15 protein-coding genes and 1 rRNA gene are annotated in these 15,954 nt (G+C 68.7%); 15 read left to right on the forward strand and 1 reads right to left on the reverse strand.

The features are described 5' to 3' along the window. Positions 1-56 precede the first annotated feature (56 nt). A complete protein-coding gene (locus EPD65_RS15650; protein ID WP_207891579.1) occupies positions 57-611 on the reverse strand; it encodes an LOG family protein in 555 nt (184 codons plus the stop codon). A 43-nt stretch (positions 612-654) separates the two neighbouring features. On the opposite strand from EPD65_RS15650, the gene EPD65_RS15655 reads away from it, so the two are divergent. The 15 genes from EPD65_RS15655 to EPD65_RS15725 all read left to right on the forward strand — a co-directional run. Further along, a complete protein-coding gene (locus EPD65_RS15655; protein ID WP_131585780.1) occupies positions 655-1,185 on the forward strand; it encodes a gamma carbonic anhydrase family protein in 531 nt (176 codons plus the stop codon). Between the two features lie 44 nt (positions 1,186-1,229). Continuing rightward, the gene (gene argC / locus EPD65_RS15660) at positions 1,230-2,267 is read left to right on the forward strand and encodes an N-acetyl-gamma-glutamyl-phosphate reductase (protein WP_131585783.1); all 1,038 of its coding nucleotides are present in this window, start codon (positions 1,230-1,232) and stop codon (positions 2,265-2,267) included. Next, on the forward strand, positions 2,264-2,815 hold the full coding sequence (locus EPD65_RS15665; RefSeq protein ID WP_131585784.1) for an ACT domain-containing protein: 552 nt from the start codon (positions 2,264-2,266) through the stop codon (positions 2,813-2,815). Before argC ends, EPD65_RS15665 begins: the two co-directional genes overlap by 4 nt. After that, on the forward strand, positions 2,812-3,963 hold the full coding sequence (argJ, locus tag EPD65_RS15670; RefSeq protein ID WP_131585787.1) for a bifunctional glutamate N-acetyltransferase/amino-acid acetyltransferase ArgJ: 1,152 nt from the start codon (positions 2,812-2,814) through the stop codon (positions 3,961-3,963). Before EPD65_RS15665 ends, argJ begins: the two co-directional genes overlap by 4 nt. Then, entirely contained in the window at positions 3,960-4,895 is a 936-nt protein-coding gene (argB, locus tag EPD65_RS15675) for an acetylglutamate kinase (RefSeq protein WP_131585791.1), read from the forward strand. The genes argJ and argB overlap by 4 nt, the downstream gene beginning before the upstream one ends. Next, the gene (locus EPD65_RS15680) at positions 4,895-6,115 is read left to right on the forward strand and encodes an acetylornithine transaminase (RefSeq protein ID WP_131585794.1); all 1,221 of its coding nucleotides are present in this window, start codon (positions 4,895-4,897) and stop codon (positions 6,113-6,115) included. Before argB ends, EPD65_RS15680 begins: the two co-directional genes overlap by 1 nt. After that, the gene (gene argF / locus EPD65_RS15685) at positions 6,112-7,068 is read left to right on the forward strand and encodes an ornithine carbamoyltransferase (protein ID WP_131585797.1); all 957 of its coding nucleotides are present in this window, start codon (positions 6,112-6,114) and stop codon (positions 7,066-7,068) included. Before EPD65_RS15680 ends, argF begins: the two co-directional genes overlap by 4 nt. A gap of 2 nt (positions 7,069-7,070) precedes the next feature. Beyond that, positions 7,071-7,598 carry an arginine repressor gene (locus EPD65_RS15690; RefSeq protein WP_131585800.1) on the forward strand — a complete coding sequence of 176 codons (528 nt, stop codon included), beginning with the start codon at positions 7,071-7,073 and terminating at the stop codon, positions 7,596-7,598. 25 nt (positions 7,599-7,623) lie between these two features. Continuing rightward, positions 7,624-9,054, forward strand: coding sequence for an argininosuccinate synthase (gene argG / locus EPD65_RS15695; RefSeq protein WP_131585803.1), 1,431 nt, complete (start codon positions 7,624-7,626; stop codon positions 9,052-9,054). Further along, positions 9,054-10,487, forward strand: a complete 1,434-nt coding sequence (gene argH / locus EPD65_RS15700; RefSeq protein ID WP_131585806.1) for an argininosuccinate lyase — start codon at positions 9,054-9,056, stop codon at positions 10,485-10,487. Before argG ends, argH begins: the two co-directional genes overlap by 1 nt. After that, positions 10,471-11,058 carry a DNA-3-methyladenine glycosylase gene (locus EPD65_RS15705; RefSeq protein WP_131585809.1) on the forward strand — a complete coding sequence of 196 codons (588 nt, stop codon included), beginning with the start codon at positions 10,471-10,473 and terminating at the stop codon, positions 11,056-11,058. The genes argH and EPD65_RS15705 overlap by 17 nt, the downstream gene beginning before the upstream one ends. Position 11,059: 1 nt before the next feature. Beyond that, positions 11,060-11,704, forward strand: a complete 645-nt coding sequence (locus EPD65_RS15710) for a hypothetical protein (protein ID WP_131585812.1) — start codon at positions 11,060-11,062, stop codon at positions 11,702-11,704. A gap of 56 nt (positions 11,705-11,760) precedes the next feature. Beyond that, positions 11,761-13,023 (forward strand): tyrosine--tRNA ligase, encoded by a 1,263-nt coding sequence (tyrS, locus tag EPD65_RS15715; RefSeq protein WP_279387580.1) that lies wholly within the window; start codon positions 11,761-11,763, stop codon positions 13,021-13,023. Between the two features lie 6 nt (positions 13,024-13,029). Continuing rightward, complete coding sequence (locus EPD65_RS15720) at positions 13,030-14,094, forward strand: alpha-hydroxy acid oxidase (protein ID WP_131585814.1); 1,065 nt, start codon at positions 13,030-13,032, stop codon at positions 14,092-14,094. Between the two features lie 471 nt (positions 14,095-14,565). Further along, positions 14,566-15,954, forward strand: a 16S ribosomal RNA gene (locus EPD65_RS15725); the annotation flags it as partial.

Genomic DNA, 15,954 nt, shown 5'->3' on the forward strand with positions numbered 1-15,954 from the left:
AGTCTGACAGTTTGGCCCGCGGTGACATTTCGGAAGTGTCAGTCCCTGCGAAATTGTCAGTCTGACAGTTTCGCGAGCCCGTCGAGTGCGGCATCGAGGGTCGACTCGACCACGAGGTCGCGGACGGTCTGCGCATCCATGAAGTCCGCATCCGCGAGCTGGTGCAGCATCGCGACCATCGGATCCCAGAAGCCGTCGTGGTTGAGCAGGCCCAGTGGCTTGCTGTGCAGACCGAGCGTCTTCCAGGTCCACACCTCGAAGAGCTCCTCGAGCGTGCCGAGGCCACCGGGCAGGACGAGGAACGCGTCCGCGCGGACGCTCATCATCGCCTTGCGCTCGTGCATCGTGTCGACGACGTGCATCTCGACGCCCTCCTGGTGGAGGCGCGCCCACTCGCGCTCGACCATGAAGCGGGGGATCACCCCGTAGACGTGCCCGCCTCCGTCGAGCACTCCCTGCGAGACACGGCCCATCAGACCGGCAGCGCCGCCGCCGTACACGAGCTCGATGTCGCGCCCGGCGAGGGTGCGGCCGACGTCGTACGCCAGGGAGGAGTACGCCGGATCGGAGCCGTCGCGGGAGCCGAGGAAGATCGCCAGTCGCTGGATCACGTCCCTGACACTAGGCAGCAACGCATCCGCTAGCGTCGGCGCCATGCCGCTGTACGAGTTCGAGGGCAAGCGCCCCACCGTCCACCCCGACGCCTTCATCGCCCCGACCGCCGTGCTGATCGGCGACGTGACCGTCGAGAAGGGCGCCAGCGTCTGGTACGGCGCGGTGCTCCGCGCCGACATCTGCTCGATCGTCGTGCGCGAGGGCGCCAACATCCAGGACAATTCGGTCGTCCACGGTGGTCCCGACGTGACCGTCGAGATCTGCAAGCACGCTGCGGTGGCCCACAGCGTCGTCTTCCACGGTGACTACCTGGGGGAGAAGTCGCTCGTCGGCAACGGCAGCGTCGTGCTCGACAACGCGCGGATCGGCGCCGGCACGATGGTCGCCGCGGGCTCCGTCGTCGGCGCGGGCAAGGAAATTCCGGAGGGTGTCCTCGCGCTCGGCAGCCCGTGCGAGGTGAAGAAGCCGATCGCCGGGACGGCGGCCGAGTTCTGGGTCGAGGTCAACGGCGCCTACTACGCCGAGCTGGCGGAGCGCCACGCGAAGGGTGTCGCGCCCATCGAGGCGTGACCGGAAACCCCGCTCCACATGTTCATGCAGAGAGATGTATAGTCATGCATATGAGCAAGGTCAGGATCGCCGTCGCCGGAGCCAGCGGATACGCAGGCGGTGAAGTGCTGCGCCTGCTGCTCGGTCGCGACGACGTCGAGATCGGTGCACTGACGGGCGGATCCAACGCCGGCGAGAAGCTCGGCGTCCTCCAGCCGCACCTCGTGCCGCTCGCTGACCGCGTCCTCGAGCCGACGAACGCCGAGACGCTCGCCGGCCACGACGTGGTCTTCCTCGGGCTGCCGCACGGCCAGTCCGCAGCGATCGCCGAGCAGCTGGGGGACGATGTCGTCGTCATCGACTGCGGCGCCGACTTCCGGCTCACCGACAGCGCGGAGTGGGAGAAGTTCTACGGCGGCACGCACGCCGGCTCGTGGCCCTACGGCCTCCCCGAGCTCCCCGGCCAGCGGGCGCAGCTCGCTGGCGCGAAGCGGATCGCCGTCCCCGGCTGCTACCCGACGGTCTCCACGCTCACCCTCGCCCCGGCGGTCCAGGCCGGCCTGATCACGCCGGACGTCGTCGTCGTGGCCGCCTCGGGCACGTCCGGTGCGGGCAAGTCGCTCAAGGCGAACCTGCTCGGCTCCGAGGTGATGGGCAACGTCTCGGCGTACGGCGTCGGCGGCGTTCACCGGCACACTCCCGAGATCACCCAGAACCTCGCGCTGCTGACCGACGACGACGTCACGGTCAGCTTCACCCCGCTGCTCGTCCCGATGCCGCGCGGCATCCTCGCGACCTGCTCGGCTCCGATCACCCCGGGCACCACCGCGGAGCAGGCGTACGAGGCGTACAAGGGCTTCTACGCCGACGAGCCGTTCGTCACCGTCCTTCCCCAGGGCGTGTGGCCGCAGACCAAGAGCGTGCTCGGCTCCAACTCCGTGCACCTGCAGGTGACCGTCGACGAGACCGCCGGCCGCCTGGTCGCCGTCGGCGCCGTCGACAACCTCGCCAAGGGCACTGCCGGCGCCGCCGTGCAGTGCATGAACCTCGCGCTGGGCCTTCCCGAAGGCACCGGCCTCACCACGATCGGACTCGCCCCATGAGCACGGACATCACCAACGAGGGCCCCACCGCCGAGGGCGTCCTCGACCTGGACAACCTCACCGAGGCCGTGCCGGCGTGGACGACCCACCAGCTCACCCTGGCGTCGTACCCCGAGAAGCTCGCGATCGTGAAGCTCCCGGCCGGTGCGGAGGTGCCGCGGTGGGCCGAGTCGTCGAGCCTCTTCTCGATCACGGCCACCGCGACCGAGACGAGCCTGATCTGTGCCGGCCGATCCGTGCCGACGAAGACGCTGAGCATCAAGCCGCTGATCGCCTTCCGGGTGGTCAGCGAGGTCGAGGAGGGTGCCGTCGGCATCCTGGCGGCACTGCTGGTCCCGCTCGCCGAGGCCGGTATCGCGGCGTACACCTTCTCGACGTACGAGACCGACTGGGTGATGGTCCGCGTCGTCGACGCGGAGAAGGCGTCGGAGGAGTGGCGACGACGCGGGCACACCGTTGCCGCCGCCGTCCCGATCAATCCTCACAAGTCCTCTGCTGCCGCGAAGCGTCAGGAGCAGGCCCCCCAGAAGGGCAAGAACTCGAAGTGAGCATCACCCACCCCGCCGGTTTCGTCGCTGCAGGCGTCGCTGCCGGCCTCAAGTCCAACGGCAACAAGGACCTGGCGCTCGTCGTCAACCAGGGGCCGACGTTCGACTCGGCCACTGTCTTCACCTCCAACCGCTGCAAGGCCAACCCGGTCCTGTGGTCGCAGGAGGTCGTCAAGGACGGCGTCGTGAAGGCCGTCGTCCTCAACTCCGGCGGCGCCAACTGCTACACCGGGCCCGAGGGCTTCCAGACCACCCACGCGGTCGCGGAGAAGGTTGCCGAGAAGCTCGGCATCGGAGCGATCGACGTCGTCGTCTGCTCGACGGGCCTGATCGGCCTGGCCAACGACCGGCAGCACCTGCTCGACGGTGTCGAGGCGGCGTACGCCGCGCTGTCCGCGACCGGCGGCGACAGCGCCAGCCAGGCGATCATGACGACCGATTCGGTCAACAAGCAGTTCGTCGTCCAGAGGGACGGCTGGTCCATCGGCGGCATGGCGAAGGGCGCCGGCATGCTCGCGCCTGCGCTGGCCACGATGCTCGTCGTGATCACGACGGACGCGATCGTCCCGGCGGCCGAGCTCGACAAGGCGCTGCGGGCAGCGACCCGCGTCTCGTTCGACCGGCTCGACTCCGACGGCTGCCAGTCGACCAACGACACGGTGACCGTCCTGGCGTCCGGCGCGAGCGGGGTCCAGCCGACGGCCGAGGAGTTCACCGCAGCCCTCACCGAGGCATGCGTCGACCTCGCCAAGCAGCTGCTCGCCGACGCCGAGGGTGCCGACCACGAGATCTCGATCGACGTCCTCAACGCAGCCACCGAGGACGACGCGGTCGAGGTCGGCCGCTCCGTCGCCCGGTCCAACCTGTTCAAGGCCGCCGTCTTCGGCAAGGACCCCAACTGGGGCCGCGTGCTGGCCAGCGTCGGCACCACGCAGGCGGCGTTCGACCCCGCCGACCTCGACGTCGCGATCAACGGCGTGTGGGTCTGCCGCAACTCGACCCCGGCCGAGGACCCCGCCGGCATCGACCTCGAGCCCCGCAAGGTGACGGTCACGATCGACCTCAAGGCCGGCGACCAGACCGCCACCGTGTGGACCAACGACCTGACCCACGCCTACGTCCACGAGAACAGCGCGTACTCCTCATGAGCGACCTCAGCCCGAACCAGAACGCCCACGTCCTGGCCAACGCCCTGCCGTGGCTGAAGAAGTACCACGGCAAGATCATCGTGGTGAAGTACGGCGGCAACGCCATGACGGACGAGGCCCTCAAGGTCGCGTTCGCCGAGGACATCGCGTTCCTCCGGCTCGCCGGCTTCAAGCCCGTCGTCGTCCACGGCGGCGGTCCGCAGATCTCCAAGATGCTCGACCGGCTCGATATCAAGTCGGAGTTCCGTGGCGGCCTCCGGGTCACGACGCCCGAGGCGATGGACGTCGTCCGGATGGTCCTCGTCGGCCAGGTCCAGCGTGAGCTCGTCGGCCTGCTCAACCAGCACGGCCCGCTGGCCGTCGGGCTCTCCGGCGAGGACGCCGGCCTCTTCACCGCCACGCCGACGAACACGATCGTCGACGGCGAGGAGGTCGACCTCGGCCTCGTCGGCGAGGTCGCCAAGGTGCGCCCCGAGTCCGTGCTCGACCTGGTCGAGGCGGGCCGGATCCCGGTCATCTCGAGCGTCGCACCCGACGAGAACGGCGTGGTCCACAACGTCAACGCCGACACGGCCGCCGCCGCGCTGGCTGCTGCGCTCGGCGCGGAGAAGCTGCTCGTCCTCACCGACGTCGAGGGCCTCTACCGCGACTGGCCGCACAGCGACGACGTCATCGGCGAGATCAGCCCCGAGGCGCTCGCGGAGATGATCCCGAGCCTCGCCTCCGGCATGGTGCCGAAGATGCAGGCCTGCCTCCAGGCGGTGCAGGACGGCGTGCCCCGGGCGACCGTGGTCGACGGCCGCGAGCCGCACGCCGTCATCCTCGAGATCTTCACCGAGGAAGGTGTCGGCACGCAGGTGCTGCCCGGCGTCACCACCAAGATCCGCCAGGCCAAGGCAAAGGCCGTCGACAAGTCCGCGAAGGAGGCGTGATGACCAGCCAGCAGGACTGGACCCAGCGCTACACCGGCGCGGTCATGAACACCTTCGGCACCCCGAAGCTCGTCCTGATCAAGGGCCAGGGCGCGCGGGTCTGGGACGCCGACGGCAAGGAGTACGTCGACCTGCTCGGCGGCATCGCCGTCAACGCGCTCGGCCACGCCCACCCGGCGCTGGTCGGTGCGGTGACCGAGCAGCTGCAGACGCTCGGCCACATCTCGAACTTCTTCGCCAGCGCGCCGCAGGTCGAGCTCGCCGAGCGGCTCTGCCGCATGGTCGAGCCCTCGGTGGGTGCAGCGGACACGAAGGTCTTCTTCACCAACTCCGGCGCGGAGGCCAACGAAGCGGCGTTCAAGCTGACCCGTCGGACGGGTCGCACCCACATCGTCGCGACCGAGGGTGCCTTCCACGGCCGGACGATGGGCGCGCTCGCGCTCACCTCCAAGGAGGCCTACCGGGCGCCGTTCGAGCCGCTGCCGGGCGACGTCACCTTCGTCCCGTACGGCGACGCCGAGGCCCTCGCGGCTGCTGTCACCGACGCGACCGCGGCGGTCATCATCGAGCCCGTGCAGGGTGAAGCCGGCGTCATCATCCCGCCGGCCGACTACCTCGCGCAGGCGCGCCACATCACGACGGCGCACGGTGCGCTGCTCTGGCTCGACGAGATCCAGACCGGCATCGGCCGGACCGGCACGTGGCTCGCGTTCCAGAACGACGAGCTGTGCGACGAGCTGCCGGCCGTCCCGGACATCGTCACCCTCGCCAAGGGCCTCGCCGGCGGCATTCCGATCGGCGCCTGCGTCGCGACGGGTGCTGCGGCCAGCCTGCTGCAGCCGGGCAACCACGGCTCGACGTTCGCGGGCAACCCGATCGCTGCGGCGGCCGCGCTCGCTGTTCTCGACACGATCGAGAAGGACGGCCTGCTCGAGAACGTCGCCGCGATCAGTGCCCGCCTCACCGCGGGCCTCAGTGCGGACGCCCGGATCACGGAGGTGCGGGCCGCCGGTCTGCTCATCGGTGTCGACCTCGTCGAGGGTCTGGACTCCGCCGCGGTCGTGGCTGCTGCGCTCGATGCCGGCTTCATCATCAACAACCCGACGCCGTCGCGGCTGCGGTTCGCCCCGCCGCTGGTCCTCACGGAGGCCGATGTCGACGCGTTCCTGGCCGCCCTGCCCGCCATCCTCGACGCTGCTGAAGGGACCGTGACCGCATGAGCGAGTCGAAGCTGAGGCACTTCCTGCGCGACGACGACCTGACCCCGGCCGAGCAGGTCCAGGTGCTGGCGCTCGCCGCCTCGCTCAAGTCGGCGCCGTACTTCCTCAAGCCGCTCGAGGGTCCGCGCACGGTCGCGCTGATCTTCGACAAGCCGACGCTGCGCACCCAGGCGAGCTTTGCCGCGGGCATCGCCGAGCTCGGCGGCTACCCGATGACGGTGGACGGCGACAAGGCCGGCATCGGTGTCCGCGAGTCGATTGCGGACGTCGCGCGCGTGCTCGGGCGTCAGGCCAGCCAGATCGTGTGGCGGACCGGCCCGCAGTCCAAGATCGACGAGATGGCGGCGTACGCCGGCGTGCCGGTCGTCAACGCGCTGACCGACGAGTTCCACCCCTGCCAGCTGCTCGCCGACCTCCTGACGATCCAGGAGCACAAGGGCACGATCAAGGGGCTGACCGTCGCCTTCCTCGGTGACGCGGCCTGCAACATGGGCAACTCGTGGGCCCTGGCCGGCGCGACCGCCGGCCTGCATGTCCGGTTCGCTGCCCCCGAGGGCTACGCCCCCGACGCGGACGTGCTGGCCAAGGCCGGGCGCATCGCCGGCCACACCGGCGGCTCGATCGCGGTCACGACCGACGCGGCCGAGGCCGCCCGCGACGCTGACGTGCTGATCACCGACACGTGGGTGAGCATGGGCAAGGAGGACGAGGCGGCCGCCCGCATCGCGATCTTCTCGCCCTACGCGCTCACGTCAGAGCTTGTCGCGCTCGGCAAGCCCGACGCGATCGTCATGCACTGCCTGCCGGCGTACCGGGGCAAGGAGATCGCCGCCGAGGTCCTCGACGGTCCGCAGAGCGTCGTCTGGGACGAGGCGGAGAACCGTCGTCACGCCCAGAAGGCAATCCTCACGTTCCTCCAGAGGGCCGCCGAGCAGACGGCTGCGCAGGACTGACCATGACCGAGCACGCCCTCAAGCCCGTCACCAAGGCCGCTCGCCAGGCGCTCATCGTCGAGCTCCTGGCCGGTCACGAGGTGCGGTCCCAGCCGGAGCTCGCCGAGCTCCTGGGTGGGCGCGGCCTGCACGTCACCCAGGCCACGCTGAGCCGTGACCTCGACGAGCTCGACGCGGTCAAGGTGCGGGTCGCCTCCGGCTCCCTCGTCTACGCCGTCCCGGCCGAGGGCGGCGACCGTACGCCGACGCCGGGGGAGGGCGCAGGCGCGGGCGCGATGCACCGGCTCTCGCGGCTGGCTTCGGAGCTCCTGGTGAGCGCGGAGGCGAGCGGCAACCTCGTCGTGCTCCGCACCCCGCCGGGGGCAGCGCAGTTCCTCGCCGGAGCCATCGACCGCGCCGAGGTCCCCGATGTGCTGGGGACCATCGCTGGGGACGACACTGTCCTCGTGATTGCGCGCGCCCCTGACGGCAGCGCGCTCGCCCTGCACTTCACGCAACTGGCCGACGGCCACACCGACCACACTGCCTGATTCAGAACAGAAGGAACGAACGAACTTGAGCAAGGTCCTCACCTCCCTGCCCGTCGGCGAGAAGGTCGGCATCGCCTTCTCCGGAGGCCTCGACACGTCCGTCGCCGTCGCCTGGATGCGCGACAAGGGCGCCATCCCGTGCACGTACACCGCCGACATCGGCCAGCCGGACGAGCCGGACATCGCCGGCGTTCCGCTCCGCGCGAAGCAGTACGGCGCGGAGATCGCGCGCGCGGTCGACATCAAGCCGCAGCTCGTCGAGGAGGGCCTGGCCGCGCTCGCGTGCGGCGCCTTCCACATCCGCTCGGGCTCGAAGGCCTACTTCAACACCACGCCGCTGGGTCGCGCTGTGACCGGCACGATGCTGGTCCGCGCGATGCAGGCCGACGACGTCAACATCTGGGGCGACGGCTCGACGTACAAGGGCAACGACATCGAGCGGTTCTACCGCTACGGCCTGCTGGCCAACCCCGAGCTGCGTATCTACAAGCCGTGGCTCGACAACGACTTCGTCACCGAGCTCGGTGGCCGTCACGAGATGTCCGAGTGGCTGGTCGAGCACGGCCTGCCCTACCGCGACTCCACCGAGAAGGCGTACTCCACCGACGCCAACATCTGGGGCGCCACGCACGAGGCGAAGATCCTCGAGCACCTCGACGTCTCCTTCGAGGTCGTCGAGCCGATCATGGGCGTGAAGTTCTGGGACCCGACGGTCGCGATCGAGACCGAGGACGTCGCGGTGACCTTCGAGGCGGGCCGCCCGGTCGCCCTCAACGGCAAGCGGTACGACGACGCCGTCGCGCTGGTCTTCGAGGCCAACAAGATCGGTGGTCGCCACGGCCTCGGCATGTCCGACCAGATCGAGAACCGGATCATCGAGGCCAAGTCGCGCGGCATCTACGAGGCCCCCGGCATGGCGCTGCTCTTCGCGGCGTACGAGCGCCTGCTCAACGCGGTCCACAACGAGGACACCCTCGCGAACTACCACAACGAGGGCCGCAAGCTCGGTCGCCTGCTCTACGAAGGCCGCTGGCTCGACCCGCAGTCGCTGATGCTCCGTGAGTCGATCCAGCGCTGGATCGCCTCCCTCGTCACCGGCACGGTCACGCTGCGCCTGCGCCGCGGCGACGACTACACGATCGTCAAGACCGAGGGCGCGAACTTCTCGTACCACCCGGAGAAGCTCTCGATGGAGCGCGTCGAGAACGCCGCCTTCGGCCCGACGGACCGCATCGGCCAGCTGACCATGCGCAACCTGGACATCGCCGACTCGCGCGCCAAGCTCGAGCTGTACGCCGGCCAGCCGCTCGACCAGGGCACCGTCCTGGTCGAGAACGGCACGCTCTTCGGCGAGCTCCCGGCGGGCGGCTTCGACCAGATCGCCGTCCCGGCCGAGATCGACCAGGCTGCCGAGGCGGTCCAGGACGAGGTCGCGTTCGAGAGCGGCACCGACTGATGGCCGACGCGCCCAAGGCTGACGCCACCAACACCGGCAAGCTCTGGGGCGGCCGCTTCGCCGGCGGCCCGTCGCCCGAGCTTGACGCGCTGTCGCGGTCGACGCACTTCGACTGGCGGCTCACGCCGTACGACCTCGCGGGGTCGAAGGCGCACGCGAACGTGCTGCACGCCGCCGGTCTCCTGACCGACGCCGACCACGCCGAGCTGCTCCGTGGCCTCGACGTGCTGGGGGAGACGTACGCCGCGGGCGACCTGCACCCCGACGCCTCCGACGAGGACGTGCACGGCGCGCTCGAGCGACTGCTGCTCGTCGAGGTCGGACCGGACGTGGGCGGCCGCCTGCGTGCGGGCCGCTCCCGCAACGACCAGGTCGCGACGCTCTTCCGCGCCTTCCTGCGCGACCACGCCCGCGTCATCTCCAGCCAGGTGCTCGACCTCGTCGACGCGCTGCACGGCCAGGCCACGCAGCACCACGGCGCGATCATGCCGGGCCGCACCCACCTGCAGCACGCGCAGCCGGTGCTGCTGTCGCACCACCTGCTGGCACACGCGTGGCCCCTGCTCCGCGACGTCCAGCGCCTGCGCGACTGGGACGCCCGCGTGGCGGCCGAGTCGCCGTACGGCTCGGGTGCCCTGGCCGGCTCGAGCCTCGGGCTCAACCCGCAGGCCGTTGCTGCCGAGCTCGGCTTCACGGGTTCGACGCCCAACTCGATCGACGGCACGGCGAGCCGCGACTTCGTCGCCGAGTTCGCGTTCGTGACGGCCCAGATCGGTGTCGACGTCTCCCGGATCGCGGAGGAGGTCATCCTCTGGTCGACCAAGGAGTTCGACTTCGCGAAGCTGCACGACTCGTGGTCGACCGGGTCGAGCATCATGCCGCAGAAGAAGAACCCGGACATCTCCGAGCTCGCTCGCGGCAAGGCGGGTCGCCTGATCGGCAACCTGGCCGGTCTGCTGGCGACGCTGAAGGCGCTCCCGCTCGCGTACAACCGCGACCTGCAGGAGGACAAGGAGCCGGTCTTCGACTCCGTCGACACGCTCGAGGTGCTGCTGCCGGCGTTCACCGGACAGATCGCCACGCTGACGTTCAACACTGCGCGGATGGCCGAGCTCGCGCCCCAGGGCTTCTCGCTCGCCACCGACATCGCCGAGTGGCTGGTGAAGCAGGGCACGCCGTTCCGCATTGCCCACGAGGTCGCGGGCGAGTGCGTCCAGGTCTGCGAGCAGGCCGGTATCGAGCTCGCCGACCTCACCGACGAGCAGTTCGCCACGATCAACCCGGCCCTGACGCCCGCGGTCCGTGAGGTGCTCACGGTCGAGGGCTCGGTCGCGTCGCGCGACGGTCGCGGCGGCACCGCTCCGGTGCGCGTCGCCGAGCAGCTCGACGAGTGCGCCGCCGTAGTCTCTGGGCATCGTGCCTGGCTCAGCTGATCTCTCCGCGCTGGAGCGGCCGGTCCTCGAGGCCGCGCCGCTCCTGCTGGGTGCCGTGCTGCGCCACGACGGGGTCGCCGTCCGGATCACCGAGGTCGAGGCGTACGCCGGGGAGGCCGACCCCGCCTCGCACGCGGCGGGCGGCAGCACGCCGCGCAGCGCGGTGATGTTCGGCCCCGCCGGCCGGTTGTACGTCTTCCTCTCCTATGGCGCGAACTTCTGCGCCAACGTCGTCACCGGCCCCGAGGGCGAGGCGAGCGCCGTGCTCCTCCGCGCCGGCGAGGTCGTCGAGGGCGTCGACATCGCGCGCTCGCGCCGCGGCACCTCGGTGCAGCGCGAGCTCGCCCGTGGCCCGGGGCGTCTCTGTTCCGCCCTCGGCATCCGGCTCCGCGACAACCGCTCCGACCTGCGCGGCGGTCCGGTCACGCTGGAGCTCGGCGTCCCGCTGGACCCCGCGCTGATCAGCGCCGGTCCCCGGGTCGGCGTGAGCAAGGCGGCCGATGTGCCGTGGCGGTTCTGGATCACCGGCGACCCAACCGTGTCGGCGTACCGCTCGGGTGCCAAGGGCTGACGTGCGTCGGATCCTGGGCGTGCTTGTCGCGGCGTTCCTCATCGGAGGAGTGGCCCAGGCCTGGCTGTGGCGCCTGGGCGTCGAGCCGCTGACCTCGGTCCTCAACACGCAGTTCGCCTGGGCGCTCGTCCTGTACGCCGCCGGCTGGGCGGCGCCACGTCGCACCGTCTGGGCCGTGGCGTCGGGTGCGCTGGCAGGCGCGGTCCTGATCGGCAGCTACTACCTGTGCCAGGCACTCGCCGACGGCACGAGCTCCGCCACCGACCAGTTCGCGAAGTCGCGTGGACCCGCCTGGGTGGCGGCCACGATCCTTGTCGGCGCCGGCCTCGGCCTCCTCGGCGGCTGGAGCGCACGCGCGGCCGAGCGCCCGGTCCGTGGCGGGTTCGCCCTCCTCACGATGGCCGCTGCGCTCGTGCTCGGTCCGGTGGTGCTCGTCGGCCTCTATGGCGGCGACCTGCCGGCGACGTCGCGGCTCGTCGTACCCGTTGTGTACGGCGCCGTCGGGCTCGGCCTGGCACTCGTGGCTGTCCTCACGGTCCCTCGGCCGTCCCTCGTCCGGGCCGCAGCAGCGGCATCGGTAGCGGGGGCTGCGGGGCTCGGGGTGCTGGTCCTCCTGATGACCCGGGTTCTCTACCGGACGTTCTGATGAGGCAGGCTTGTCCCGCATCACTGACGAACCACTGAACGACTGAAAGGCAGATCGTGTCTGTCGACCCGAACCTGATGGACGACCTCGAGTGGCGGGGTCTCCTCGCCAACTCGACCGATCTCGACGCGCTGCGCGCCGAGCTCGCGGAGGGTCCGGTCAAGTTCTATGTCGGCTTCGACCCGACTGCGCCGAGCCTGCACCTGGGCAACCTGGTCCAGATCCTCACCGCCAAGCGTCTGCAGGACGCCGGCCACACGCCGTACGCGCTCGTGGGTGGGGCGACCGGCATGATCGGCGACCCGAAGGAGTCGGGGGAGCGCACGCTCAACAGCCTCGACACCGTCAAGGACTGGGTGCGTCGCGTGCAGTCGCAGATCGAGCCGTTCCTCTCCTTCGAGGGCGACAACGCCGCGACGATGGTCAACAACTACGACTGGACCGCACCGCTCTCGACGATCGACTTCCTGCGTGACATCGGCAAGCACTTCCCGGTGAACCGGATGCTCGCCCGCGACGTGGTCAAGTCCCGCCTCGAGCAGGGCATCTCGTTCACGGAGTTCGCCTACGTCCTCCTGCAGTCGATGGACTTCCTCGAGCTCTACAAGCAGCACGGTGTGAAGCTGCAGTTCGGCGGCTCGGACCAGTGGGGCAACCTCACCGGTGGCGTCGAGCTGATCCGCCGGGCCGAGGGCGGCAAGGCGCACGCCTTCTCCACGCCGCTCGTCACCAAGTCCGACGGCACGAAGTACGGCAAGACCGAGGGTGGCGCGCTCTGGCTCGACCCCGAGCTGATGAGCCCGTGGGCGTTCTACCAGTTCTGGCTGAACGTTGAGGACGTCAAGGTCGGCGAGCTGCTCCGCATCTTCACCTTCCTCACGCGTGAGGAGATCGAGGACCTCGACGCGCAGATGGCGGAGAAGCCGTTCCTGCGTGCTGGCCAGAAGGCGCTTGCCGAGCACGTGACCACGCTGGTCCACGGCCGGGGCGAGACGGAGAAGATCAAGGCGGCCGCCGCAGCGCTGTTCGGCGGTGGCGACCTGCACGCGCTGTCGGTGCCCACGCTCGCAGCCGCGCTCGGCGAGGCCGGCGCTGCGAAGCTCGAGAAGCCGGGCACGATCGTGGAGCTTCTCGTGGCGTCGGGCCTCTCGAAGTCCAACGGCGAGGCACGCCGCACGATCAGCGAGGGCGGTGCCTACCTCAACAACGAGCGTGTCGAGGATCCCGACTTCGTGCCGGCCGAGTCCGACCTGATCGGTGGTTCGTGGCTCGTGCTGCGCCGCGGCAAGAAGAACCTCGCCGGTATCGAGATCGGCTGACGAAGCATGACCGCGGAGGCGCTCCCCGGACGCTGGCTGGACGATGTCCTGGCCCGTGCCGAGGAGCGCCTTCCGCGTTCTGTGTGGCGCTACGTCATGGCCACGGCGGGGGAGGGCATCACATCCGCGGAGAACGCCGAGGCCTGGCGCGAGGTCCGCTTCGTCCCCCGGGTCCTCCGCGATGTACGCCGGGTCGACCTCGGCGTCCGTCTCCACGGCGACGACTATCGGGTGCCCTTCGGCATCGCGCCGACGTCCCTGCAGCGTGCTGCCGATCCTGACGGCGAGCTGGCCATGGCGCGCGCTGCCGCGACAGTCGGCGTACCGCATGTGGTGTCGAGCAACGCGGGCCACCTCTTCGCCGACATCAACGCTGCGGGTGGACCGTGGTGGCTCCAGGCCTATGTCACCGCGGACCGTGAGCGCTGTTTGCCGATGCTCGAGTCGGCGGTTGCTGCTGGGGCGCGGGCAGTCGTGCTGACCGTCGACCTGCCGTTCCCCGGGACGAAGCACGACGTGGGCGACGACGACTTCGGTGACGTGGACCTGTCATGGCACCGCGTGAACTACCAGGGGCAGGCGCGCGCCACTCAGCGTGGTGAATGGGCAGCAGACCTCTCGGCTTCCGACATCTCCTGGCTAGGGGAGCGAACGGGGCTGCCCGTCGTCGTGAAGGGAGTCCTGCACCCGGAGGACGCCGCCGCATGTGTCGAAGCCGGCGCCTCTGCGGTCTGGGTCAGCAATCACGGCGGACGCCAGCTGGATCGCTCGGTCACGACCGCGGCTGCCCTGGGTGGTGTCGCGACGCGTGTCGCCGGACGGGTCCCGGTCTACGTCGACGGCGGCGTGCGCGGGGGAGCGGATGTCCTCGCCGCGCTGTCGCTCGGTGCAGACGCAGTCTTCCTCGGTCGCGCTCCGCTCCTGGGCCTGGCCGCCGGTGGACAGCGCCTCGTGGAGCGGATCCTGGCGACCGTGGAGGCTGAACTGGACGAGTTCATGCGGCTCTCGGGGGCGCGCAACGGGCCCGAAACGCGCGATCTGAGCGTCGAAATCGGCCCATTCGGCCCCTGACCTGCGGAAACGTCAAATGTGGCCGCGGTCACGCTGACCCGATTTGCAACACCGCTGAAACACCGTCTAATGTTTCACCTGTCGCCGGGAACGGCGGGAGGAACGGCCGAGAGGCCGGGCCGACCGAGTCCCGGCGAAAGTCTTCCCGAAGACACCTTGCGAAGTACGGGTTTGCCAGTCATGGCGGCCGGAAAAGTTCGCGAGTTGCTGTGCGCCGGGGGAGGCCACTCCAAGCCCCGCAGGGGAGTCAGGAAACTGACGAACCACGGTGCGCGCTGGATCCTTGAGAACTCAACAGTGTGCCAAAAGTCGACGAATTAATTTTTACCCGTCCGACACTTCATGCCTTCGGGTGTGGGTTGGATGGTTCCTTTGGTAAGTAATCGATAATTCTGACAATTTTGTCAGGGTTCGGTCTCTTGCCGGGATCTCTTTTTCCTGCATGGCCTTTGGGTTGTGTGGGTGTTGTTTTCAACGGAGAGTTTGATCCTGGCTCAGGACGAACGCTGGCGGCGTGCTTAACACATGCAAGTCGAGCGGTAGTATGCCTTCGGGTGTATGAGAGCGGCGAACGGGTGAGTAACACGTGAGCAATCTGCCCTTCACTCTGGGATAGCCACCGGAAACGGTGATTAATACCGGATATGACCACTGTCGGCATCGATGGTGGTGGAAAGTTTTTGCGGTGAAGGATGGGCTCGCGGCCTATCAGCTTGTTGGTGAGGTAATGGCTCACCAAGGCTTCGACGGGTAGCCGGCCTGAGAGGGTGACCGGCCACACTGGGACTGAGACACGGCCCAGACTCCTACGGGAGGCAGCAGTGGGGAATATTGGACAATGGGCGAAAGCCTGATCCAGCAACGCCGCGTGAGGGATGACGGCCTTCGGGTTGTAAACCTCTTTCAGCAGGGACGAAGCGCAAGTGACGGTACCTGCAGAAGAAGCACCGGCCAACTACGTGCCAGCAGCCGCGGTAATACGTAGGGTGCGAGCGTTGTCCGGAATTATTGGGCGTAAAGGGCTCGTAGGCGGTTGGTCACGTCGGGAGTGAAAACTCGGAGCTTAACTCCGAGCCTGCTTCCGATACGGGCCGACTAGAGGTATGCAGGGGAGAACGGAATTCCTGGTGTAGCGGTGAAATGCGCAGATATCAGGAGGAACACCGGTGGCGAAGGCGGTTCTCTGGGCATTACCTGACGCTGAGGAGCGAAAGTGTGGGGAGCGAACAGGATTAGATACCCTGGTAGTCCACACCGTAAACGTTGGGCGCTAGGTGTGGGACACATTCCACGTGTTCCGTGCCGCAGCTAACGCATTAAGCGCCCCGCCTGGGGAGTACGGCCGCAAGGCTAAAACTCAAAGGAATTGACGGGGGCCCGCACAAGCGGCGGAGCATGCGGATTAATTCGATGCAACGCGAAGAACCTTACCTGGGTTTGACATATACCGGAAACACCTAGAGATAGGTGCCCTTTTAGTCGGTATACAGGTGGTGCATGGCTGTCGTCAGCTCGTGTCGTGAGATGTTGGGTTAAGTCCCGCAACGAGCGCAACCCTCGTCTTATGTTGCCAGCACGTAATGGTGGGGACTCATAAGAGACTGCCGGGGTCAACTCGGAGGAAGGTGGGGATGACGTCAAGTCATCATGCCCCTTATGTCCAGGGCTTCACGCATGCTACAATGGCCGGTACAAAGGGCTGCGATACCGCGAGGTGGAGCGAATCCCAAAAAGCCGGTCTCAGTTCGGATTGGGGTCTGCAACTCGACCCCATGAAGTCGGAGTCGCTAGTAATCGCAGATCAGCAACGCTGCGGTGAATACGTTCCCGGGCCTTGTACACACCGCCCGTCACGTCACG

Origin of the sequence: Nocardioides jejuensis (assembly GCF_004337475.1) — a bacterium.
GTDB lineage: Bacteria > Actinomycetota > Actinomycetes > Propionibacteriales > Nocardioidaceae > Nocardioides > Nocardioides jejuensis.